Below are 20,847 nucleotides of genomic sequence, written 5' to 3' on the forward strand. Positions count from 1 at the left end.
CATTACACCCAGTGCAATAATGCCGGTTGGAGAGAGGCGTTTGGGGTGAGTGCGTTTGGCGTTTAATCCCTCTCCCGCCCCGGGAGAGGGTGCCCGCGGAGCGGGCGGGTGAGGGTAAAGCCGAGGATCAATGGATCAATCCTTGTCAGCACCCTCACCCCTCCCACGCTTCGCGCGGGCCCCTCCCCTCTCCCGGGGCGGGAGAGGGGGTAATCGCAACAGTTCCGTTTGATCGCTCAGACCGTCTTGACCTTCGGTCGCTTTCACGGCATTATGATGCATCATACATCGGGTGACCGGCAACGGCGGGAAGGGCGGAGGATGAGCGGGTTCGATCTCACCCTTCTCGAACACGACAATCTCGGCGGCACGATTTACCAGAAATTGTGCGAAGCCCTGATGAAGGGCGCCTTCAAGCCGAACGACCGCCTCAAGATCCGCGATCTGGCCGACCGGCTGGGGACGAGCGTCACGCCGGTGCGCGACGCCATCCTGCGGCTGGTGCAGGATCAGGCCCTGGTGCTGCGTTCGCCGCGCGACATCCGCGTCCCGATGCTGACCCGGGCCACGTACCTGGAGATCCGCGACATCCGCGTCAATCTGGAGGGGCTGGCCGCCGCCCGCGCCGCCGAACAGGCCACACCCGCCCAGATCGCGGCTTTGGACGCCCTGCTCAAGCGCAACGAGGAGGCGATGGCCGCCGGCAACACCGCGTTGGCCACCGAACTGAACCAGATCTTCCATTTCAAGGTGTCCGAGTTCGCGGACATGCCGGTGCTCGGCGACATTCTGCGGCGGCTCTGGCTGCAGATGGGGCCGTTGATCGCCGACGTCTACGGCGGCGCCGGGCGCACGATGATCGACCATCACTACCCGCTGATGGACGCCATCCGCGGCCATGACGGCCCCGCCGCCGCCCGCGCCATCCAGGCCGACATCCTGCTGGCGAGCGGCCCGATCCTGGAGAGGATCGACGGCGTGCACCCCGAGGCGCTCGCCGTTTGATTCTCGCCGATTGATTCCCCGGCGACCCCATCCGCTTCCTCAGCCGATCCACCCGCCATTATGATGCATCAAACATTGACCGCTTCGCACCACAAGGAGACACCGGCGATGACACCGGCCCCGACCCAGGGTGACGTTCTGACCACCGCCGCGCCGGCAATCTCCACGGAGGAGGCCGGCGCCATCCTGCAGCGGTGGTTCGGCGTGACCGGCACCGTCCGCGAACTGAGCAGCGAGCGCGACCGCAACTTCCACATCGCCACGCCTAAGGGGCAGGGCTATGTGCTGAAGTTCACCAACCCGGCGGAGCCACAGCTCGTCACCGGCTTCCAGACCGGAGCCATGCAGCATGTGGCCGACCGCGACCCGGCCCTGCCGGTGCCGCGGGTCGTGCCGACGCTGGACGGGGAAGCCCAGGCGATCGTCCAGATCGACGGCGGCGCCATGGTGCTGCGGCTGCTGACCTATCTCGAAGGAACGCCGCTCCACGCCGCGCCGCCTTCGTCGGGGCTGATGCGGGCGCTGGGAACGACGCTGGCCCGGCTGGATCGGGCGCTGGCCGACTACGAGCATCCCGGCTCGGAGCGCGACCTGTTGTGGGACATCACCCGCACCGCCAGCGTCGCTGACCGGCTGCATTATGTGGCGGACGACCGGCGCCGTGGGATGGTCGAGCGCTTCGTCGCCCGCTTCACCGACGAGATCGCCCCCCGGCTGCCCGCCCTGCGCCATCAGGTGATCCACAACGACCTCAACCCACACAACGCGGTGGTCGATCCGGTCGGGCATGAGACGGTTACCGGGATCATCGATTTCGGCGACGCGCTGCGGGCGCCGCTGGTCAACGATCTGGCGACGGCGCTCGCCTACCACGTCACCAGCGGCGAGACGCCCTTCGGTTCCGTGGTCGAGATGACCCGCGCCTACAACGCCGTGCTGCCGCTGACGGAGGACGAGGTGGAGCTGCTGCCTGATCTGGTGGCGGGCCGCCTCGCCCTGACCATCGGCATCACCGGCTGGCGGGCCGCCGAATACCCCGCCAACGCCGCCTACATCCTGCGCAACGCCGAACGCGCCTTCGCCGGCCTGGACCGGCTGACCGGCGATGAGGCCGCCACCGCCCGCCGCCTGCTCCATCTCGCCTGCCAGAAAGTGTGAACCGCCATGACCATGATCAACGCCTACGCGCCCGACGCCGCCGGAACCCTGCCGGAGCGCGAGCGCGCCCTGATCGCCAGTCGCGAGAGGCTGCTCGGCCCGGCCTACCGGCTGTTCTACGCCGACCCGATCCATGTCGTGCGCGGGGAGGGCTCGTCCCTCTATGACGCCGAGGGCAACCGCTATCTGGACGCCTACAACAACGTCGCCTCGGTCGGGCATTCGCGGCCGGAGGTGGTGGAGGCGATGGCCCGGCAGGCGGCCGTGCTGAACACCCACACGCGCTACCTGACCGACGGCATCCTCGACTTCGCCGAAGCCTTCCTGGCGGAGTTCCCGGCGGAGCTGTCGCACCTGATGCTGACCTGCACCGGCAGCGAGGCCAACGATCTGGCCCTGCGCGTCGCCCGCGTCCACACCGGCGGCACCGGCGTCGTCATCGCGCACAACGCCTACCACGGCGTGACTGCGGCGCTGGCCGAGATGTCGCCCTCGCTGGGCGCCGCGGTAAAGCTGGGCGACCATGTCCGCGTGGTGCCGGCGCCCGACGGCTACCGCATGCCGGAGGCCGAGGTCGGCGCCGCCTTCGCCCGCTCCGTCGAGGAGGCCATCGCCGATCTGCGGGAGAAGGGGATCGCCCCGGCGGCGCTGCTGGTCGACACCATCTTCTCCAGCAGCGGCGTCTTCACCGACCCGGCCGGCTTCCTCGCCCCGGCGGTGGAGGCGATGCGCAAGGCCGGCGGTCTCTTCATCGCCGACGAGGTGCAGCCCGGCTTCGGGCGGCTCGGCACGCACATGTGGGGCTTCGCGCGCCACGGGCTGGTGCCCGACATCGTGACGGTCGGCAAGCCGATGGGCAACGGCCACCCGGTGGCGGGCGCGGTGTTCCGGCCGGAGGTGATCGAGGCGTTCGGCAAGAGCCAGCGCTATTTCAACACCTTCGGCGGAAACCCGGTGTCCTGCGCGGTGGCGCTGGCGGTGCTGCGCGTGATCAAGGAGGACCGCCTGCAGGAGAACGCCCTGGCGGTCGGCACGGAGATGATCGACGGCCTGCGCGCGCTCGCCGCCAAGCACGAGCTGATCGGCGACGTGCGCGGCAGCGGCCTGTTCATCGGCGTCGAGATGGTGCGCGACCGCAAGCTGAAGACCCCGGCGTCGGAGGAGACGGCCCGTGTGGTGAACGGGATGCGCCAGCGCCGGGTGCTGATCAGCGCGACCGGGCAGGAGGGACACATCCTGAAGATCCGCCCGCCGCTGGTCTTCTCGTCCGAGGACGCCAAGCTGTTCCTCGCGACACTCGACGAGGTGCTGACGGCGCTTTAAGCCGCGCCGCCCCGCTGAGCCTCTTCCGTCGGGCGGCCTCGCCGTCACCAGTCGGTGGGGCAGGAGCGGCAATCGGTCATCAGAGCGTCCTGGAAGATGGCGAAGCGGATCTTCGCGCCCTCCAGGTTGGCCTGCGACAGGTTGGTCAGGGACAGCTTGGCCTCCTGAAGGTTGGCGCCCTCCAGGTTGGCGCCGGTGAGGTCGGCCTTGTCGGCGCGCAACGCCTCCAGATTGGCGGCGGTCAGGTCGGCCTGCCGCAGGTCGGCGCCGTTGGCGCGGGCGAATTCCAGGTTGGCGCCGCGCAGACGGGCGCCGGACAGGCGGGTGCCCTGAAGGAAGGCGGTGCGCAGATCGGCGCCGTCGAGGATGGCCCCGCTGAGGTCGGCTCCGCGCAGATCGGCGTGGCGCAGGTCGGCCCGCATCAGGTTGGCGCCGCGCAGATCGGCGCCGGCCAGCGACAGGCTGCGCAGGTTGCGGTGGCGCAGGTCGATGCCGGGGCAGACCGCCTTGGCCGTCAGGACACAGCCGGCGACCTCGGTGACGCGCTCCTCCTCGCCGCCGCCGAGGCTGGCGGTCTCCACCTCCGCCGCCAGCGGGGCGGTGAGGGGGCCGGACAGGGACAGCAGGGCGCACAGGGCGAAGGCGGGCCGGAAGAGGCGGTTCATGGGGGGGGAACTCCCATCGCTGCGATGCAGGAAAGCCGGGGCAGGGAGGAGGACGGGGACAGGTGAGCCCGCCTCCCCGCCCCGGCGGGCGGTCACCTGGTGGCGGTCACTTGGCGCTGGAGACCTTCACGTCGGCCAGCTTGAACACCCAGAAGGAGCCGCCCTGGGTCACGCGGGTGGTCAGGTCGGCGAGATCGCCACCCCACAGCGGCACGGCGCCGCCGTAACCGGTGGTGATGCCGACATACTGCACCCCGTCCACCTCCCAGGTGACCGGGGAGGAGATGATGCCGGAGCCGGTCTGGAACTTCCAAAGCTCCGCCCCGGACTTGGCGTCGAACGCCTTGACGTAGCCGTCGCCGGTCCCGGTGAAGACCAGCCCGCCGGCGGTCGCCAGGGTGCCGGACCACAGCGGCAGTTCCTCCTTGTGCTCCCAGGCGACCTTGCCGGTCGTCGGGTCGATGGCGCGCAGGATACCGACATGGTCCTCGAACATCTTGTGGATGCGGAAGCCCATGCCGAGATAGGCGGAGCCGGGGTTGTAGCCGACATGCTCCGTCCAATAGTCCTCCTTCCAGTGGTTGGCGGCGATGTAGAACAGGCCGGTGTCCTCGCTGTAGGACATCGGGTTCCAGTTCTTGCCGCCGAGGAAGGGCGGGGAGACCTCGACCGCCTTGCCGCGCTTCTCGCCCTCGGCGGGGGGCGGCGGGCGCTGGCCCTCCACCTCGATGGGGCGGCCGGTCTTCAGGTCAATGCCCTTGGCCCAGGTGATGCCGTCCACGAAGGGGAAGGCCGCCAGCACGCTGTTCGGCTTGTTCGCCTCGCCGCCCGCCGTCGCCAGCTTCGTCCGGTCGGTGACGTAGAAGAAGCCGTTGCGGTCGGCGTGGGCGGTCGCCTTCACCGTCTTGCCCGACGCGTCCTTGTAGTCGAACAGCACCAGCTCGTTGTTGCCGGAGAAGTCCCAGGTGTCGTTGGGGGTGTGCTGGTAGAAGCCCTTCAGCTCGCCCGTGGTCGGATCGACGTAGGCCTGGCCCGAGGTGTAGAGGCTGTCGCCGGGCCAGCGCGCCCAGCCGTTCCACGGCGCCGGGTTGCCGGTGCCGATGACGATGGTGTTGGTCTCCACGTCGAAGGTGGCGCTCTGCCAGGGCGCGCCGCCGCCGTGGTTCCAGGCCTCGACGAACTGCCCGTCCTTGTCGCGCGGCCAGGACGGCGCCTTGGCGTTGCCGGTGGGGGTGCTGTCCTTGCCGTCGAGCCGGCCCATGTGGCCTTCGACCAGCGGGCGCATCCAGATCTCGTCGCCGGTGTCGGGGTCGCGGGCGAACAGGCGGCCGACCACGCCGAACTCGTCGCCGGACGAGCCGTGGATCAGCAGCATGCGCCCGGTCTTCTGGTCCTTCACGACGGTCGGGGCGCCGGTCATGGTGTAGCCGACCTTGTGATCGGCGAACTTCTTGCGCCAGACGACCTTGCCGGTGTCCTTGTTCAGCGCGACGATGGAGGCGTCGAGCGTGCCGAAGAACACCTTGTCGCCGTAGATCGCCGCCCCGCGGTTGACCACGTCGCAGCAGGGCCGGATGTCGTCGGGCAGGCGGTGGGCGTAGGTCCACAGCCGCTTGCCGGTGCGCGCGTCCAGCGCGAACATCCGCGAGTAGGAGGCGGTGACGTAGATCACCCCGTCATGGACCAGCGCCTGCGTCTCCTGCCCGCGCTGCTTCTCGTCGCCGAAGGAGAAGGACCAGGCGGGGACCAGCCGCGACACGCTGTTGGTGTCGATCTGCTTCAGCGGGCTGAAGCGCTTGCCCTCCACCCCCATGCCGTACATCAGCACGTCGCCGGCCGACTTGGCGTCGTTGGCGATGTCGTCCCAGGTGACGTCGGCGGCCTGGGCGCTTCCCCAGGACGCCGGAGCGGTGGAAGCCAGGAAGCCGGCCACCACCGCGGTGACGATCCGGCGCCGGACAAGTCCGGCCCCGGTGTCCGCCTTGGTTCCCGGCTTGGTGTGCAAGGATAAAGTCATGCGTTTCCCCCGTGAAAGGCCGATTTTGCCGGGGCGGATCGTCCGCCCGATCCGCCCCGGTTCCGGCACCGCGTCTTACGCCCTGCATGTTCGTCTTGGCGGTTCTTCGGTTCCATTGGACGATACGGGGACGAGATTCTTGCAACGCGCGTATGACGGCATCCCGGAGGTGGCGGGAAAAAATCCCGGTGCCGCGGCAAAAGGCCCGTCCGCCCGCCGCTTCTTGGTCGAAGGACGCATAGCGCGGAGACCGGTTGCTTGGTTAACATTCCGTCGATGGTCCTATGGGGCGTGTCGGAAGGATCAGACGGCGATGTCGTTGCGAATGCGCATGCTGGCCCTGATCGGGCTGTTCCTGGCGCTGCTGGCGGTGGCCGGCGCGGCTGTGATGATCGCCAACGCGCGCGACGCCGTTCGCGCGGAAATGGCCTCTGCCCTCGATCTCGGCATTGCTGTCGGGCGAGCGGAAGCCGGGCGTAGGCCAAGTCCGGACGCCGTCGCGTCGCTCGAGCGGCTGGGCCTGCGCCACCTGCGCTTCATCGCGGGCGAGGCACCGCCCGACTCCCTGGGCGAGGGGGATGCCGGCCATGGGGTCGTTCCCGGCTGGTTCGCGGCGTTGGTCGGCGTGACGCCGCAGGCCCATGCGCTGACCGGGAGCGATGGGCGCGTGCTGTTGACCGTGGTCGCCGAACCGCAGGACGAGGTGGCCGAGGTCTGGGAGGACATGCGGGACCTCGCCCTGGCGATGCTGGTGGCGGGGCTGCTGCTGCTGGGCGCCGCCTGGATGGCGGTGGGCCGGGCGCTCGCCCCGCTCGCCCGCATCGAGGCGGCGGTGCGGCGCCTGCGCCAGGGCGTTTACGAACCCGGACCGCGGGACGGCCTTGCCGGCGGCGGCGTGCCGGAGCTGGTCCGGCTGGGCACCGGCATCGCCGCCCTGGCCGAGGAGGTGGCCGCGGCCGGTCGGGAGAACCGCCGGCTCGGCCAGAGGCTGATCGAGGCGCAGGACCGCGAGCGCCGGGACATCGCCCGCGAAATCCACGACGAACTGGGGGCGGCGCTGTTCGCGATCAAGGTGGACGCCGGGCGCATCCTGCGCTTGAGCGAGGAGCCGAAGCCGGAGGCTTTCATCAGCGAGCGGGTGGAGATCGCCGGACGCGCCCGCGCCGTGCTGTCCATGGCCGCGGACGTGCACCGGTTGAGCCGGCGCATCCTGGTCCGCCTGCGTCCGGCCCTGCTCGACCAGTTGCCCCTGGGCGAGGCGCTGTCCGGACTGATCGACGAGTGGGCGCGGCGGGAGCCGGAGGTGCGCTGGTCGCTGGACGTGGCCGAGGACGGAACGCCGGACGGCATCGACGGGCTGGACGAGGTGCTGCGCCTGACGGTCTTCCGGCTGGCGCAGGAATCGCTGGTCAACGCCCTCCGCCACGCCCGGCCGACCAACGTGTCGGTGACGGTGCGGCGTCTTCCCGACCGGGTGGAGGTTCTGGTGACCGACGATGGGCCGGGGTTCAGGGAAGGGCCGGGTGCGGCGGAGCAGGGTGGATTGGGCATTGCCGGGATGGCGGAGCGGGTGAGGGCGCTGGGCGGCACGTTGCGCATCGGACCGGACGGCGGGCAGGGCACCCGCGTGGCCGCCTGCCTTCCCTGTGTCCCGGCCGGGCTGGAAGGCGTGGCATGACCTTGACCATCCTCCTGGTGGACGATCATCCGGTGGTGCGCGCCGGCTGTCAGAGCCTGCTGGCCGAAGCCAGGCTCGGCCGCGTCGTCGAGGCCGCCGACGTGGCGGCGGCGCTGGCGTTGTGGCGTTCGGAAAGGCCGGACGTGGTCATCCTCGACCTCAATCTGCCGGGCGGCGGCAAGATGGATGGCGGCGGCATGGAGGTGCTGCGCGTGATGCGGGCGGAGAGTCCGGCGGTGCCGGTGCTGATTTTCAGCATGCACGAGGACCCGGCCATCGCCGCACGGGCGCTGAAGGCCGGCGCCAAGGGTTACGTCACCAAGAACGACGCACCCGAGACGCTGGTGACGGCGGTGCGCTGCGTTCTGGCGGGCCGGATCCATCTCGACCACGCGCTGGCGCGCGAACTGGCGCTGATGGCGCTGGCCCCGATCGAGGACCCGCTGGCGGTGCTGACCCAGCGCGAGCGGGAGATCCTGGGGCTGGTGGGCCGCGGCCTCACCGCGGCGACCATCGCCGAGGCGCTGGGCATCAGCCAGAAGACCGTCGCCAACGCCTGCACCCAGATCAAGGACAAGCTGGGCGCCGACAGCACGCGCGCCCTGATCCGCATCGCCATCGACCACGGGCTGGCGGCCTGACGGCGCACGAGCTGAACCCCGTCTTGACAACGGGGTGCCTCGTGTCCGGCCGTCCCCCGCCCATCACGCCCCGCCCATCACGACTTGGCGGTCAGGCCTTGTGGACCCCGGCGATGAAGCGGTCGATTTCGCGCGCCAGTTCCTTGGACTGGCTGGCCACACCGCCGGCGGCGGCGAGGAGCTGGTCGGCGGCGGCGCCCGTGTCGCCCGCCCCGGCCCGGATCTCGCCCATGCCGCCGCTGACCTCGCGGGCACCGTCGGCGGCCTGCAGGACGCTGCGGGCGATGTCACGGGTGGCGGCGGATTGCTGGTCCACCGCCGCCGCGATGCCGGACGCGATGCGGCTGACCTGGGTGATGGTCTGGCTGATGCTCCGCACCGCCTCGACCGCATCGCCCGTCGCGTCGCGGATGCCGTTGATCTGGCCGACGATGTCCTCGGTCGCGCGGGCGGTCTGGTTGGCCAGGTTCTTGACCTCGCCGGCGACCACGGCGAAGCCCTTTCCGGCCTCGCCCGCGCGGGCCGCTTCGATGGTGGCGTTGAGCGCCAGAAGGTTGGTCTGGCCGGCGATGTCGCTGATCAGGCCGACGACGGCGCCGATCCGCTCCGCGCTGTCGGCCAGCACGACGACGGCGGCGTCGGCGCGCTTCACGTCGGCCACCGCCGCCTCGGCGATGCGGGCGGACTCGCCCACCTGCTGCCCGATCTCCTCCACCGACGCCGACAGCTCTTCGGTCGCGGCGGCGGCGGTCTGCACGTTGTCCGCGGCGGAGTGGGCGGAGAGCGTCATCCGCTCCGACCGGCCATGGGTCTGCTCGGCGATGCCGGTGAGGGCGCGGGCGGTGGATTCGAGCTGCTGCGCCGCCGATGCCAGCGCCCCGGTCAGGCCGCCCGCCCGTTCCTCGAACCCGCGTTGCAGATCGAGCAGGGCGGCGGTCCGCGCCTCCCTGGCGCGCCATTCCGCCTCCTGCTGGAGGCCGAGATCGCGGGCCTGCACCAGCCCCTGCTTGAACACCCCGACGGCGCGGGCCATGGCGCCCGCCTCGTCCTTGCGGTCGGCGCCGGGAATGGCGGCGTCCAGATCGCCGGCGGCCAGCCGGTCCATGGCGGCGGTCAGCCCGGCGACCGGCCGGGCGATGCCGTCGCCCACCCGCCACGCCACCAGCCCGCCGAGCAGGATGCAGCCCGCTCCGACCAGGACGGTCAGCAAAGTCAGCCGGTTGGCGTCGGCCATCACGCTGGCCTGCGGCGCGGCGACCAGGAACGACCACGCGCCGTCCGCGCCGGTGAAGCGCACCGGCGACAGGCGCAGGTAATGGGGCGCGCCGGCCAGCGTGACGACGCCGTCGTAGGCCCGCCCCTCGGCGACGGCGCGGCGCGCCTCCTCCGGCAGGTCGTCGGCGGTCCGGGACAGGCGGCCGGAGTCGGGATGGGCCACATAGACCCCGGCGCCGGTGAGCACCGCCGCGTGGCCGTCGCCATAGGGTTTCACCCGGCGGACCAGATCGGTCAGGCCGCTCAGCGTCAGGTCGACGCCGGCGACGCCGATCACCCGGTCGCCGTCCTTCACCGGCGCCGCGGCGCTGGTCATCAGCGCCTTGGTCAGATCATCCATATAGGGTTCGGTCAGCACCGGTTTCCCCGCGGCGGCGGCGGCCCGGTAATATTCCTTCTCCTTCACGTCGGAGAAGGGATAGCCCTCGCTGTCGTCCGCCTTCGGGCCGGGCAGCCACAGCAGGCTCATCCGCCCGGTGCCGGGAAGACCCAGGATCTCGCCGCCACGGTCCAGCCCGGCGACCTCGCGGTCGCGGCCGTCGAACCCGTCGTCGGCCATGTCGACCCACACCCCGGCGTAGAGCGGACCGAACGCCATCAGGCGGTTGAGGTAGCGGTTGACGGTCTGCCGGCGCGGGGAGCCGGTGGAGCGCTCGACCTCCACCAGCGCGGCGGCGGAGCGGGCATCGGCCAGAGCGGCGGAAATGTCGGCGGCCACCCGCGCGCCATGGTGGTCGGCGGTTTCGGCCACCAGGGTGGTGACCGCCCGCTCCGCCGCGTCGCGCGACAGGAGCAGGGAGACGGAGGTGACCGCCGCCGCCCCGACGGCCAGGACGGCGGTCATGCCGATGATGATCTTGGTTCTGAAACGCCCCTTCATGCCCCCACCCTGTCCCCGAGCCGCCTCCCCGGATCGGGGGCGGTTGATCATCTTGGCACAGCGCAAGCCGTACGGCCACTTCCGGCGGGTGCGGTCACCCGCCGGTTTCGACGCCGGGCGGGATTTCTCCCAAACTCCGGCATGGGCGTGCCGGCCCCCTGCACCGGATCGGGACGCCGAGGCCGCCTCACGCCCCGCCGCCCTTGCCCTTGCGCGCCCGGCTGGGCATCTCGCCGAACTGGGTCTTGAAGTCGCGCGAGAAATGGGCGGCGTCGGCGAAGCCGCAGTCGAAGGCGATCTCGGTGATCGTCCGGCGCGTGTGCTCCAGCAGCCAGCGGCCGTAATCCAGCCGCAGCCGGCGCTGGAAGGCCGATGGCGAGATGCCCAGCGCCGTCTGGAAGGACCGTTCGAGCTGCCGGGCGCTGACCCCGACGTAGCGGGCGATGGCCTCGACGGAGGGTGGGGAGTCCAGACGCTGCTCGATGAAATGCGTCGCCTGTCGGACGCGGGCGTCGGTCACGCCGTCGAGGTTGGCATAGAAATGCGCCTGCGGCAGCGCGCCGGGGCGGATGTCCTGGAGCATCATGTGGCGGACGGCCTGCCGTGCCTTCTGCCCGCCGCAGTGCCGCCCGACCAGATAGAGGCCGAGGTCGATGGCCGCCGTCGATCCGGCGCAGGTGATCAGATCGCCCTCGTCGATGAAGAGATGGTCCACCGAGGCGTTGGCGGCCGGGAAGCGCTCGCGGAAGGTGTCCAGCACGTTCCAATGGACGCAGACGCGGCGCGTGCCGACGAGGCCGGCGCGCGCGATGGCGAAGGTGCCCGTGCAGATGCCGAGAAGCCGCACCCGCTGCGCCGCCACCGCGCGAAGATAGGCGGTCACCGGCCCCGGCACCTCGTTCCGGTAATCGTTGCCGCCGCACACCGCGACGTAATCGAAGGGCGCCGGGGCGAGCAGGTCGCTGTTGGGCGTCACCAGCACGCCGCAGCTCGACCGGCGCGGCTGTCCGCCGACGCTCATCACCGTCCAGCTCGCATCGATCTGCCGGCTGCGCCCGCCGGGGTCGGCGGCGAGCCGGAGCGCGTCGATCAGCCCTGAGAAGGCGGTCAGCGTGAACTGGTCGAGCAGCACGAAGCCGATGCGCAACCGGGGATCGGCCGGCGATGAAGCGTCACGGTCGGGGGCGTCCGGCATGTCGGGTCTGGGCGTCGGCATGTCGGAAATATTCAAGGATTCGGCAGCATTCTTCTATCGGAAAATACGTTGGAACAATTAGCTTTCGAACGAACCACGGCTCTGACGCCCGCTGGACCGACACCACGAAGGAACCGGTCATGACCCATACGCGCGCCGCCACCCGCAACGTCTCATGCCTCGCCGCCCTGACCGCCGTCCTGGCGGCCGGGGTCTCCCTGTACGCCCTGCCGGCCGCGGCCCAGGGCGAAATCCGCGTCGCCTGGTACGGCGGCAACTGGGGCGAGGCCTTCCGCACCTGCGTCGCGGAGCCCTTCACCAAGGCGACCGGCGTCCGCGTCGTTCCGGAGATCGGCACCTCGACCGTGACCTTCGCCAAGCTGCAGCAGCAGAAGGACGCGCCGACGCTCGACGTCGCCTACATGGACGGCGGCATCAGCGAGATGGCGCAGGCGGCGGGCGTTCTGGACGCCATCGACCCGGCGGGCGTGCCGAATCTGGGCAAGGCGCTGCCGGAGGCGGTCTACAAGGCGGACGGGTCGACCTTCGCCGTGGGGTCCGGCTACTACTCGCTCGGCCTGACCTACAACACCAAGGAGATCAAGACCCCGCCGACCTCGTGGAACGACCTGTGGAAGCCGGAGTTCGCGGACACGGTGACGATCCCGTCGCCGGCCAACTCCTCCGGCGTGCCCTTCGTCATGTTCCTGAACCGCATGTGGGGCAACCCGCCGGGCGACCTGTCCAAGACCTTCGAAAAGCTGAAGACGCTGAAGACCGCGCTCTACTTCGACAGCTCGGGGGCGGCGAGCAACGCCTACCAGAGCGGCGAGGCGATCATCGGCGCGCATTTCAACGTCGGCGCCTGGGATCTGGCGGACAAGGGCCTGCCCATCGGCTTCGCCGTTCCGAAGGAAGGCGTGTGGGCCACCGACGCCCGCCTGCATCTGGTCAAGAACGCCCCGCACAAGGCCGACGCCCAGCGCTTCATCGACACCGCCCTGACCCCGGAAGCCTCGGCCTGTCTGGCGGAGAAGCTCTATCTCGGCCCGGCGGTGCAGGGCGTGTCGGTGTCGCCGGACGTCGAGCGCAAGCTTCCCTGGGGTGTCGGCGGGTCGGTCAAGAACCTCCAGCTCTTCAACTGGGCGGACATCAACCGGGACCGCGCGGCGATCACCGACGCCTGGAACCGCGAACTCGCCCGCCAGTGAACCGCAGCCAGCCGGGGAGGTCTTCCATGCCCGCGACGCCCAAGCCTGACGCTCTGCTTTCCATCCGCTCCATCGACAAGCATTTCGGCACATACCATGCGCTGAGGGACGTGTCGCTGGATGTGGCCCATGGCGAGTTTGTCGCCCTGCTGGGGCCGAGCGGCTGCGGCAAGACGACCCTGCTGCGCTGCATCGCCGGCTTCCTCTCCCCCGATTCCGGCACCATCCGGATCGGCGGGGAGGACGTGACGCGGCTGCCGCCGCACCGGCGCCCGCTGAACACGGTGTTCCAGCACTACGCCCTGTTCCCGCATCTGAGCATCCTCGACAACGTGGCCTACGGGCCGCGCCGTCACGGGGTGGCGCGGGGCGAGGCGGTGGAGCGCGCCCGCGAGGCGCTGGAGCTGGTCGGACTGGACTCCGCGGCGGGGCGCTACCCGCGGGAGCTGTCGGGCGGCCAGCAGCAGCGCGTCGCCCTGGCGCGGGCCTTCGTCAACCGCCCGAAGCTCCTCCTGCTCGACGAGCCGCTGAGCGCGCTCGACCTGAAGCTGCGCAAGCGGATGCAGATCGAGCTGAAGCATCTTCAGGAGAAGCTCGGCATCGCCTTCGTGTTCGTGACCCACGACCAGGAGGAGGCGATGAGCATGGCGAACCGCATCGTCGTCATGAACCGCGGCGTGATCGAGCAGGTCGGCGACGGGCGGGCCATCTACACCCGCCCGGCCAGCCGCTTCGTCGCCGACTTCATCGGCGAGGCCAACCTGCTGCCGGGAACGGCGGAGGGCGACGCCGGGGTGCGGCTGGCGGTGGGGTCGGCGCTGCTGCCCCATCTCGGCGCCGACACCCGGCAGCGCTACACCGCGGTGCTGCGGCCCGAGCATGTCGAGCTGCTGAACCAGCCGGAGGCGCCGGGCCTGATCACCGACCAGGGCTTCGTCGAGGACGTCATCGACACCGGCGGGCAGACCGTCGTGACGGTGCGCGTCGGCGAACATCTGCTGGCCAGCCGCCGGCTGGGCATGGCGGGGGAGGGGCTGAATCCGGGGGCGCCGGTCTTCGTCGGCTTCCGTCCGGGGCACGTCCACATCATCGCCGAGCCGGCCACCCACCGGTCCGGACCATGAGCACGACCATGAGCGCCGCCATGAACCGAGCCTTGCCCCTGCTGGCGGCCCCGGTCGCCTTCTTCGCCGCCTTCTTCGCCGTCCCGATGATCGTGGTCGTGTCGTCCAGCCTGATGGCCGGCGGCGTGCCGTCCCTCGGCAACTACGCGCGGGTGCTGTTCGACCAGTATCACTGGGACGTGCTGGCGGCGACCTTCCGCATCGCCGGGCTGACCACGGTGGCCTGCGCGCTGCTCGGCTATCCGCTGGCCTATTATCTGGTGCGGGTGGTCAAGTCGGCGGCGCTGCGGCGGACCTGCGTCATCCTGCTGGTGCTGCCGCTGTTCACCAGCAACATCGTCCGCTCCTTCGGCTGGATGGTGCTGCTGGGACGCAACGGCCTCGTCAACGACGCGCTGGTCGGGGTCGGCATCCTGGACCGCCCGATGCGCTTCCTCGGCACCGAGCTGGGCATCGTGATCGGGCTGGTCTACATCCTGCTGCCCTTCATCGTGCTGGCCGTCGGCAACGCGCTGGCCGCGGTGGACCCGGCGCTGGAGGACGCCTCCTCCGACCTCGGTGCCACGCCCTTCGACACCTTCCGGACGGTCACCTTCCCGCTCTGCCTGCCGGGGCTGATGTCGGGGATCGTCATGGTCTTCACTTTGGCGGTCAGCGCCTACGTCACGCCGGCCCTGCTGAGCGGCGGCAAGATCACGGTCTTCCCCATGCTGATCTTCCAGCAGTACAGCACGGTTTTCGACGTGAACTACGGCGGCGCGCTCAGCATGACGCTGCTGGTCATGACGCTGGTCCTGGTCGGTCTGGCCGGCTGGATCGGCAACGCCGGGGCCAGCGCAACGGGGAGGAAAGCCCAATGATCGCACGGCTTCTTCTGCGGGTGGTGTCCTGGTCGGTCATGGCCTACCTGATCCTGCCGCTTCTGGTCATCGTCGGCTCCTCCTTCACCGCCACCAGCTACCTCGCCTTTCCGCCGCAGGGGCTGACGCTCGACTGGTACGGGCGGATGCTCGGCGACACCTCCTATCTGGCGGCCTTCGGCACCAGCACCCTGCTGGCCCTAGTCGCCACGGCGGCGGCCCTGCTGCTCGGCGTTCCGGCGGCGCTGGCCATCGCCCGCTGCGAGTTTCCGGGCAAGAAATTCCTGCTGTCGCTGCTGATGTCGCCGCTGGTCCTGCCGCACGTCGTGCTGGGCGCCGCCCTGCTGCAATACTGCGCGGCGCTGGGCCTGATGCGCAGCTTCACGGCGCTGCTGGTCGGGCACATCGTCATCATCATGCCCTTCGTCCTGCGCTCCGTCCTGCCGCAGCTGACGCCGGAGCAGCGGGCGCTGGAGGAGGCCTCCGCCGACCTGGGCGCCCGCCCGATGGAGACCTTCTTCCTCGTCACGCTGCCGCAGATCCGCAGCGGTCTGGCGAGCGGCGCGATCTTCGCCTTCATCTCCTCCTGGATCAACGTCGAGCTGAGCATCTTCAACACCACGGCGGAGATGACGACCATCCCGGTCAAGCTCTTCAACTACGTCCAGTACACGATCGACCCGGTCATCGCCGCGGTGTCCTCCATCACCATCGGCGTGGCGGCCCTGGCGATCATCATCCTCGACCTCACCGTCGGGCTGCACCTTCTGTCGGACCGGCGCTGACCGGTCCCGACACCCCCCGCTTCATCCCCCGATCCAACACTGAATCCGATCCACGAAAGGGTCCTTCCATGCGCATGCAAGACGCATTCGATGTCCTGTACACCCACACCGAGGGCGAGCCGCTCTGCATCATCCACAGCGGCATCCCCTATCCGGCCGGTTCCAGCATTCTGGAGAAGCGCCAGTTCCTGGAGACCCATTACGACTGGCTGCGCGAAGCCCTGATGCGCGAGCCGCGCGGCCACAAGGACATGTTCGGCGTCTTCCTGACCCCGCCGTCCGGCCCGGATTACGACGCTGGTCTGATCTACATCGACGGCACCCAGTATTCGCACATGTGCGGTCACGGCACGATCGCCGTCGCCATGGCGATGGTCGCCAACGGCCTCGTCCGCCGCGGCGAGAACGGGCGGACCACCATCCGCTTCGAGACCACCGCCGGCCTCGTCGTCGCCGAGGTGGCCCATGAGGGCGACCGGGTTCTGTGGACCAAGTTCGAGAACGTCCCGGCCTACGTCGCCGCGCAGGACGTGGAATTCGAGCTGCCGGAGATCGGCCCGCTGAAGGCCGACATCGTGTGGGGCGGCAACTACTTCGGCATCATCGACCTGACCGGCACCTCGCTGCGCATCGGGGCGGAGAACGGCACCGCCCTGTCGCACTACGGCATCCTGGCGCGCGAGCAGCTCCGCCAGAAGGTGGCGATCCAGCACCCGGCGTCGGCGCACATCAACAACTTCAACTTCGTGACCTTCTGGCACGAGCCGACCATCGAGGGCGCCTTCTACAAGAACGTCCACGTCTTCAGCGCCGGCCAGCTCGACCGCTCGCCGGGCGGCACCGGCACCAGCGCGATGATGGCGATGTTCGAGGCGCGCGGAAAGATGGCGATCGGCGACACCATCCGCTCCGAGGGCCTGCTCGGCACCGGCACCTTCGAGGGCAGCCTGCTCGGCGAGACCCGCCTGAACGGCGTGCGCGCCGTGCGCCCGACCGTCAAGGGCACGGCCAGCATCCTCGGCACCGCCCGCTGGGTCATCGACCGCAACGATCCGGTCGGCGCCGGCTTCCTGGTCGCCTGACCGGGTCCTATCGGTAGCGTCCCGACCTTTGTCCCGGCGTCCCTTGAGGGCGCCGGGACCTTTGTGCTGCGCCGATGGGCGATCCTCCTGCCCCCATCAGTGCGCCGCTGTTGTATACAATGACGCTCATTCGGTTTTCGGGACCGTGAAGACGGCCCGTCCGGCGCGCACATGCGCGCGCATCACCGACGACGCCCATTCCCCATCGCGGGCGGTCAGAGCTTCGACGATCTCGCGATGGTGGTTCATGCTGCGGGCGAGGTCGCGCCGGCTGTAGCGGGCGAAGGTCCGCAGCACCAGCGGCATCTCCACCACCTGCCGGATCATCTGGCCCAGGCGCCGATCCCCGGCGATGTCGATCAGCAGGCCGTGGAAGCGGTCGTTCAGCGGCGTGATGCGCGAGAAATCCACCGCGCCGCCGTCCCCCACCACCGCCTCCATCGCGTCGCACAGCGCCCCCAGCTCCGCCAAGTGCTGGGGCTCGGCGCGGCTGGCCGCGAGACCGGCCACTTGGCTTTCCAGCGTCGCGCGCAGTCCGAAAATCTCGTCGAGGTCCTGGATCGTCCAGGCGTTCACCTTGGCGCCCAGATTGGGCACGAGCTGAAGCAGCCCGTCGGCGGACAGCCGGCGCAGCGCCTCGCGCACCGGGGTGCGGCTGACCCCGGTCAGCTCGGCCAGTTCCTGCTCGCGCAGATGGGCGCCCGGCGGCCAGCGGCTGGCCAGGATGCCCTCCCGGATGAAGCGGTAAGCGCGGTCGGCGGCGCGGTTGGAGCCGCCGCTGAAGCCGTTGTCCCATTGGGGTGCCAGAGCCCCGGCGCTGTCCGACATGCTGACCTCCCTATTCCATCTGCCCGGCAATTCGTTTTTCGGGTTGCGTTGTATACAATGACGCACTATGTTCGTTGACACAACAAATTAAACGCCCGGTTCCGGTGCGCTCTAGCGGAAGCCAACAGCGGAAGCGGCGACAAGGGAGGGATACAGCCGGTGACGACACCCGCACAACGCCTGAAAACGGTGCTGGAGGCTCCTGGCCTTCGCCTGATGCCCTGCTGTTTCGACGCGCTGTCGGCGCGGCTGATCGAGCAGGCCGGTTTCCGCGTCAGCCTGATGAGCGGCTTCGCCGTCTCGGCCACCCGGTTGGGGATGCCCGACACCGGGCTGATCTCCTTCGCCGAGATGCTGGACCAGCTGCGCAACGTCTGTCAGGCGGCCCCCGGCCTGCTGGTGATCGGCGACGGCGACACCGGCTACGGCAACGCCATGAACGTGCAGCGCACTGTGCGCGACTACGCCCGCGCCGGGGCCGCCGCCGTCCTGATCGAGGATCAGGTGAGCCCCAAGCGCTGCGGTCACACCAAGGGCAAGCAGGTCGTCGGACGGGCCGAGGCGCGCATGAAGATCCGCGCCGCCGTCGATGCCGCCCGCTCGGGGTCCGACGACATCCTGATCCTGGCGCGGACCGACGCCCGCGCCGTGCACGGCTTCGACGCGGCGCTGGAGCGCTGCCGGGATTTCGTGGAGGAGGGCGCCGACATCATCTTCATGGAGGCTCCGCACGACGCGGCGGAGATGGCCGCCTTCTGCGCCGGCATCGACCGGCCGGCGATGGCGAACATGGTGCGCGGCGGCCAGACGCCGATGCTGCCGCCGCGCGAGCTGGAGGCGCTGGGCTTCAAGCTCGCCGCCTATCCGCTGACCCTGATGTCGGCGGCCATCGACGCCATGCGCGCCGCCCTGGCCGCGGTGGCGGACGGGCAGGAGAGCCACGTGGTCCAGGCCGATTTCGAGGCGCTGAAGAGTCTCGTCGGCTTCCCCGACTACTACGAGCGGGAACAGGCTTACCGGGCCGCCGAGTGAGGAGAGGCAACGCCATGACCACGCCGCGTTCCATCATCGACAAGATCTGGGACCAGCACGTCGTCGCCGATCTCGGCGACGGGCGGGTGCTGCTCCACATCGACCGCCACATGCTGCACGAGGTCACCAGCCCGCAGGCCTACGCCGGGCTGGCCGCCGCCGGGCGCCGGCTGCGCCGCCCCGACCTGACCTTCGCGACGGCGGACCACATCGTCTCCACCGAGAACGGCCGCACCGACGACACGGTGCCGGGCGGGCCGGAGATGATCCGCGCCCTGCGCGCCAACGCCGAATCCACCGGCGTCGCGCTGTTCGACCTGGGCGACGTGCGCCAGGGCATCGTGCATGTGATCGCGCCGGAGCTGGGGATCGCCCTGCCGGGCGCCACCCTGGTCTGCGGCGACAGCCACACCAGCACGGTCGGCGCGCTGGGCGCCATGGCCTGGGGCATCGGCACGTCGGAGGTCGAGCATGTCATGGCGACGCAGACCGCCATCCTGCGCCGCCCGCCGACCATGCGCATCACCTTCAGCGGCACCCGCCCGGCGGGCGTGTCGGCCAAGGACATGGTGCTGAAGCTGATCGCCACCATCGGCACCGCCGGGGCGACCGGCTACGGCGTCGAATACGCCGGTCCGGCCATCCGCGCGCTTTCCATGGAAGAGCGGATGACCGTCTGCAACATGTCGGTGGAACTGGGCGCGCGCTTCGGCCTGATCGCCCCCGACGAGGTGACCTTCGCCTATCTCCAGGGGCGGCCCTTCGCCCCGGCGGGCGACCTGTGGGAGCAGGCGGTGGGGGCGTGGCGCGCCCTGGCGAGCGATCCCGGCGCCCGCTTCGATGCCGAGATCGAACTGGACGTCTCCAGCCTGACACCGCAGGTGTCCTGGGGCACCAGCCCGCAGGACTGCATCGGCGTCGGCGAGACCGTGCCCGATCCGGAGCGCGAGGCCGATCCGAAGCGCCGGCAGGCGATGCGCCGGGCGTTGGACTACATCGGGCTGGAGCCGGGGACGCCGATCCGCGACCTGCCGGTGGACATGGTCTTCATCGGCTCCTGCACCAACAGCCGCATCGAGGATTTGCGGGCTGCCGCCGCCGTGCTGAAGGGCCGGCGGGTCGCCGCCGGCCTGCGCGCGCTGGTCGTGCCGGGCTCGGGCCAAGTGCGGCGGCAGGCCGAGGCGGAGGGGCTGGACCGCGTGTTCACCGCCGCCGGCTTCGAATGGCGGGAGCCGGGCTGTTCGATGTGCGCCGGGATGAACGCCGACCGGGTGCCGCCGGGCAAGCGCTGCGTCGCCACCTCCAACCGCAACTTCGAAGGCCGCCAGGGGCCGGGCGCGCGCACCCACCTCGCCAGCCCGGCCACCGCGGCGGCGGCGGCCGTGGCGGGACGCATCGTCGATGCCCGCAGCCTGGAAGGGAGCGCCTGACATGCCGGAACCGATCCACCGCATCACCGGGATCGCCGCACCGCTGCCGCGGGCCAACGTGGACACCGACGCGATCATTCCCAAGGCGCATCTGCTGACCATCCACCGCAGCGGGCTGGGCGCCGGCCTCTTCTCCGAATGGCGATTCGACGACGACGGCCGGGAACGGCCGGACTTCGTCCTGAACCAGGCGCCCTGGCGGGAGGCGAAGATTCTGCTGGCCGGCGAGAATTTCGGCTGCGGCTCGTCGCGCGAGCACGCGGTGTGGAGCCTGATGGACTTCGGCATCCGCTGCGTGATCGCGCCGAGCTTCGCCAGCATCTTCCACGAGAACTGCCAGAAGAACGGGCTGGCCGCGGTGACTCTGGACGAGGCCGCGCTCGCCCATCTCGTCGCCAGCGCCCAAGCAATGCCGGCCGCCACCATGACGGTGGACATCGAGGCCTGCCGCGTCACCGCGCCGGATGGACGGGAGTTCCCCTTCACGATGGAGGCGGCGCGGCGGCAGGCGCTTCTGGAAGGGCTGGACGAGATCGGGGCCAGCCTGCGCCACGACGCCGCCATGGCGGCGTACGAGGCGCGCGACCGGGCGCAGCGCCCGTGGATTCACGCCCTGCCCACCGCCTGACGGGTCCGGGTCAACGCGCATGGCCGGAAA

General features: G+C 70.3%; 18 protein-coding genes. 13 read left to right on the forward strand and 5 right to left on the reverse strand.

What is annotated here, in order from left to right; all coding sequences use genetic code 11:
• Positions 1-321: 321 nt before the first annotated feature.
• The 3 genes from ACFPMG_RS01145 (at position 322) to ACFPMG_RS01155 (ending at position 3,486) form a co-directional block, all read left to right on the forward strand.
• Positions 322-1,005 carry a GntR family transcriptional regulator gene (locus ACFPMG_RS01145; protein WP_237906883.1) on the forward strand — a complete coding sequence of 228 codons (684 nt, stop codon included), beginning with the start codon at positions 322-324 and terminating at the stop codon, positions 1,003-1,005.
• 108 nt (positions 1,006-1,113) lie between these two features.
• The gene (locus tag ACFPMG_RS01150) at positions 1,114-2,163 is read left to right on the forward strand and encodes a phosphotransferase (protein WP_376993427.1); all 1,050 of its coding nucleotides are present in this window, start codon (positions 1,114-1,116) and stop codon (positions 2,161-2,163) included.
• Positions 2,164-2,169: 6 nt separating this feature from the next.
• Positions 2,170-3,486, forward strand: coding sequence for an aspartate aminotransferase family protein (locus tag ACFPMG_RS01155; RefSeq protein ID WP_376993428.1), 1,317 nt, complete (start codon positions 2,170-2,172; stop codon positions 3,484-3,486).
• Between the two features lie 44 nt (positions 3,487-3,530).
• Here the strand turns inward: ACFPMG_RS01155 and ACFPMG_RS01160 are convergent, their stop codons facing one another.
• The gene (locus tag ACFPMG_RS01160) at positions 3,531-4,151 is read right to left on the reverse strand and encodes a pentapeptide repeat-containing protein (protein ID WP_376993429.1); all 621 of its coding nucleotides are present in this window, start codon (positions 4,149-4,151) and stop codon (positions 3,531-3,533) included.
• A gap of 106 nt (positions 4,152-4,257) precedes the next feature.
• Positions 4,258-6,168, reverse strand: coding sequence for a methanol/ethanol family PQQ-dependent dehydrogenase (locus tag ACFPMG_RS01165; RefSeq protein ID WP_376993430.1), 1,911 nt, complete (start codon positions 6,166-6,168; stop codon positions 4,258-4,260).
• Positions 6,169-6,481: 313 nt separating this feature from the next.
• Between ACFPMG_RS01165 and ACFPMG_RS01170 the strand changes: the two genes are divergently transcribed.
• Together ACFPMG_RS01170 and ACFPMG_RS01175 are read left to right on the forward strand one after the other, a co-directional pair.
• Positions 6,482-7,846 (forward strand): ATP-binding protein, encoded by a 1,365-nt coding sequence (locus ACFPMG_RS01170; RefSeq protein ID WP_376993431.1) that lies wholly within the window; start codon positions 6,482-6,484, stop codon positions 7,844-7,846.
• Complete coding sequence (locus ACFPMG_RS01175) at positions 7,843-8,487, forward strand: response regulator (protein ID WP_376993432.1); 645 nt, start codon at positions 7,843-7,845, stop codon at positions 8,485-8,487. Before ACFPMG_RS01170 ends, ACFPMG_RS01175 begins: the two co-directional genes overlap by 4 nt.
• A 91-nt stretch (positions 8,488-8,578) precedes the next feature.
• Here the strand turns inward: ACFPMG_RS01175 and ACFPMG_RS01180 are convergent, their stop codons facing one another.
• Both ACFPMG_RS01180 and ACFPMG_RS01185 read right to left on the reverse strand, forming a co-directional pair.
• Positions 8,579-10,642 (reverse strand): methyl-accepting chemotaxis protein, encoded by a 2,064-nt coding sequence (locus ACFPMG_RS01180; RefSeq protein ID WP_376993433.1) that lies wholly within the window; start codon positions 10,640-10,642, stop codon positions 8,579-8,581.
• A gap of 187 nt (positions 10,643-10,829) precedes the next feature.
• Positions 10,830-11,858, reverse strand: a complete 1,029-nt coding sequence (locus ACFPMG_RS01185; RefSeq protein WP_376993434.1) for a GlxA family transcriptional regulator — start codon at positions 11,856-11,858, stop codon at positions 10,830-10,832.
• Between the two features lie 119 nt (positions 11,859-11,977).
• Between ACFPMG_RS01185 and ACFPMG_RS01190 the strand changes: the two genes are divergently transcribed.
• The 5 genes from ACFPMG_RS01190 (at position 11,978) to ACFPMG_RS01210 (ending at position 16,899) form a co-directional block, all read left to right on the forward strand.
• Positions 11,978-13,048, forward strand: a complete 1,071-nt coding sequence (locus ACFPMG_RS01190; protein ID WP_376993435.1) for an ABC transporter substrate-binding protein — start codon at positions 11,978-11,980, stop codon at positions 13,046-13,048.
• Between the two features lie 26 nt (positions 13,049-13,074).
• Complete coding sequence (locus ACFPMG_RS01195; RefSeq protein ID WP_376993436.1) at positions 13,075-14,172, forward strand: ABC transporter ATP-binding protein; 1,098 nt, start codon at positions 13,075-13,077, stop codon at positions 14,170-14,172.
• Positions 14,169-15,032 carry an ABC transporter permease gene (locus tag ACFPMG_RS01200; RefSeq protein ID WP_145675296.1) on the forward strand — a complete coding sequence of 288 codons (864 nt, stop codon included), beginning with the start codon at positions 14,169-14,171 and terminating at the stop codon, positions 15,030-15,032. The genes ACFPMG_RS01195 and ACFPMG_RS01200 overlap by 4 nt, the downstream gene beginning before the upstream one ends.
• Positions 15,029-15,817: an ABC transporter permease gene (locus ACFPMG_RS01205; RefSeq protein ID WP_035681830.1), complete on the forward strand. Its 789-nt coding sequence runs from the start codon at positions 15,029-15,031 to the stop codon at positions 15,815-15,817. The genes ACFPMG_RS01200 and ACFPMG_RS01205 overlap by 4 nt, the downstream gene beginning before the upstream one ends.
• Before the next feature lie 68 nt (positions 15,818-15,885).
• A complete protein-coding gene (locus ACFPMG_RS01210; RefSeq protein ID WP_035681829.1) occupies positions 15,886-16,899 on the forward strand; it encodes a proline racemase family protein in 1,014 nt (337 codons plus the stop codon).
• Positions 16,900-17,025: 126 nt separating this feature from the next.
• Here ACFPMG_RS01210 and ACFPMG_RS01215 read toward each other — a convergent pair whose 3' ends face one another.
• The gene (locus ACFPMG_RS01215; protein WP_376993437.1) at positions 17,026-17,727 is read right to left on the reverse strand and encodes a GntR family transcriptional regulator; all 702 of its coding nucleotides are present in this window, start codon (positions 17,725-17,727) and stop codon (positions 17,026-17,028) included.
• A gap of 159 nt (positions 17,728-17,886) precedes the next feature.
• Here ACFPMG_RS01215 and ACFPMG_RS01220 point away from each other — a divergent pair, with 159 nt between their 5' ends.
• Genes ACFPMG_RS01220 through leuD form a run of 3 tightly spaced genes read left to right on the forward strand, consistent with a single transcriptional unit; the run spans position 17,887 to position 20,817 of the window.
• Positions 17,887-18,759, forward strand: a complete 873-nt coding sequence (locus ACFPMG_RS01220; RefSeq protein WP_376993438.1) for an isocitrate lyase/PEP mutase family protein — start codon at positions 17,887-17,889, stop codon at positions 18,757-18,759.
• Between the two features lie 14 nt (positions 18,760-18,773).
• Positions 18,774-20,189 carry a 3-isopropylmalate dehydratase large subunit gene (gene leuC / locus ACFPMG_RS01225; RefSeq protein WP_376993439.1) on the forward strand — a complete coding sequence of 472 codons (1,416 nt, stop codon included), beginning with the start codon at positions 18,774-18,776 and terminating at the stop codon, positions 20,187-20,189.
• 1 nt (position 20,190) lies between these two features.
• Positions 20,191-20,817: a 3-isopropylmalate dehydratase small subunit gene (gene leuD, locus ACFPMG_RS01230; protein ID WP_376993440.1), complete on the forward strand. Its 627-nt coding sequence runs from the start codon at positions 20,191-20,193 to the stop codon at positions 20,815-20,817.
• The last annotated feature ends 30 nt before the right edge of the window (positions 20,818-20,847 follow it).

Origin of the sequence: Azospirillum himalayense, assembly GCF_042657465.1 — a bacterium.
Lineage (GTDB): Bacteria > Pseudomonadota > Alphaproteobacteria > Azospirillales > Azospirillaceae > Azospirillum > Azospirillum himalayense.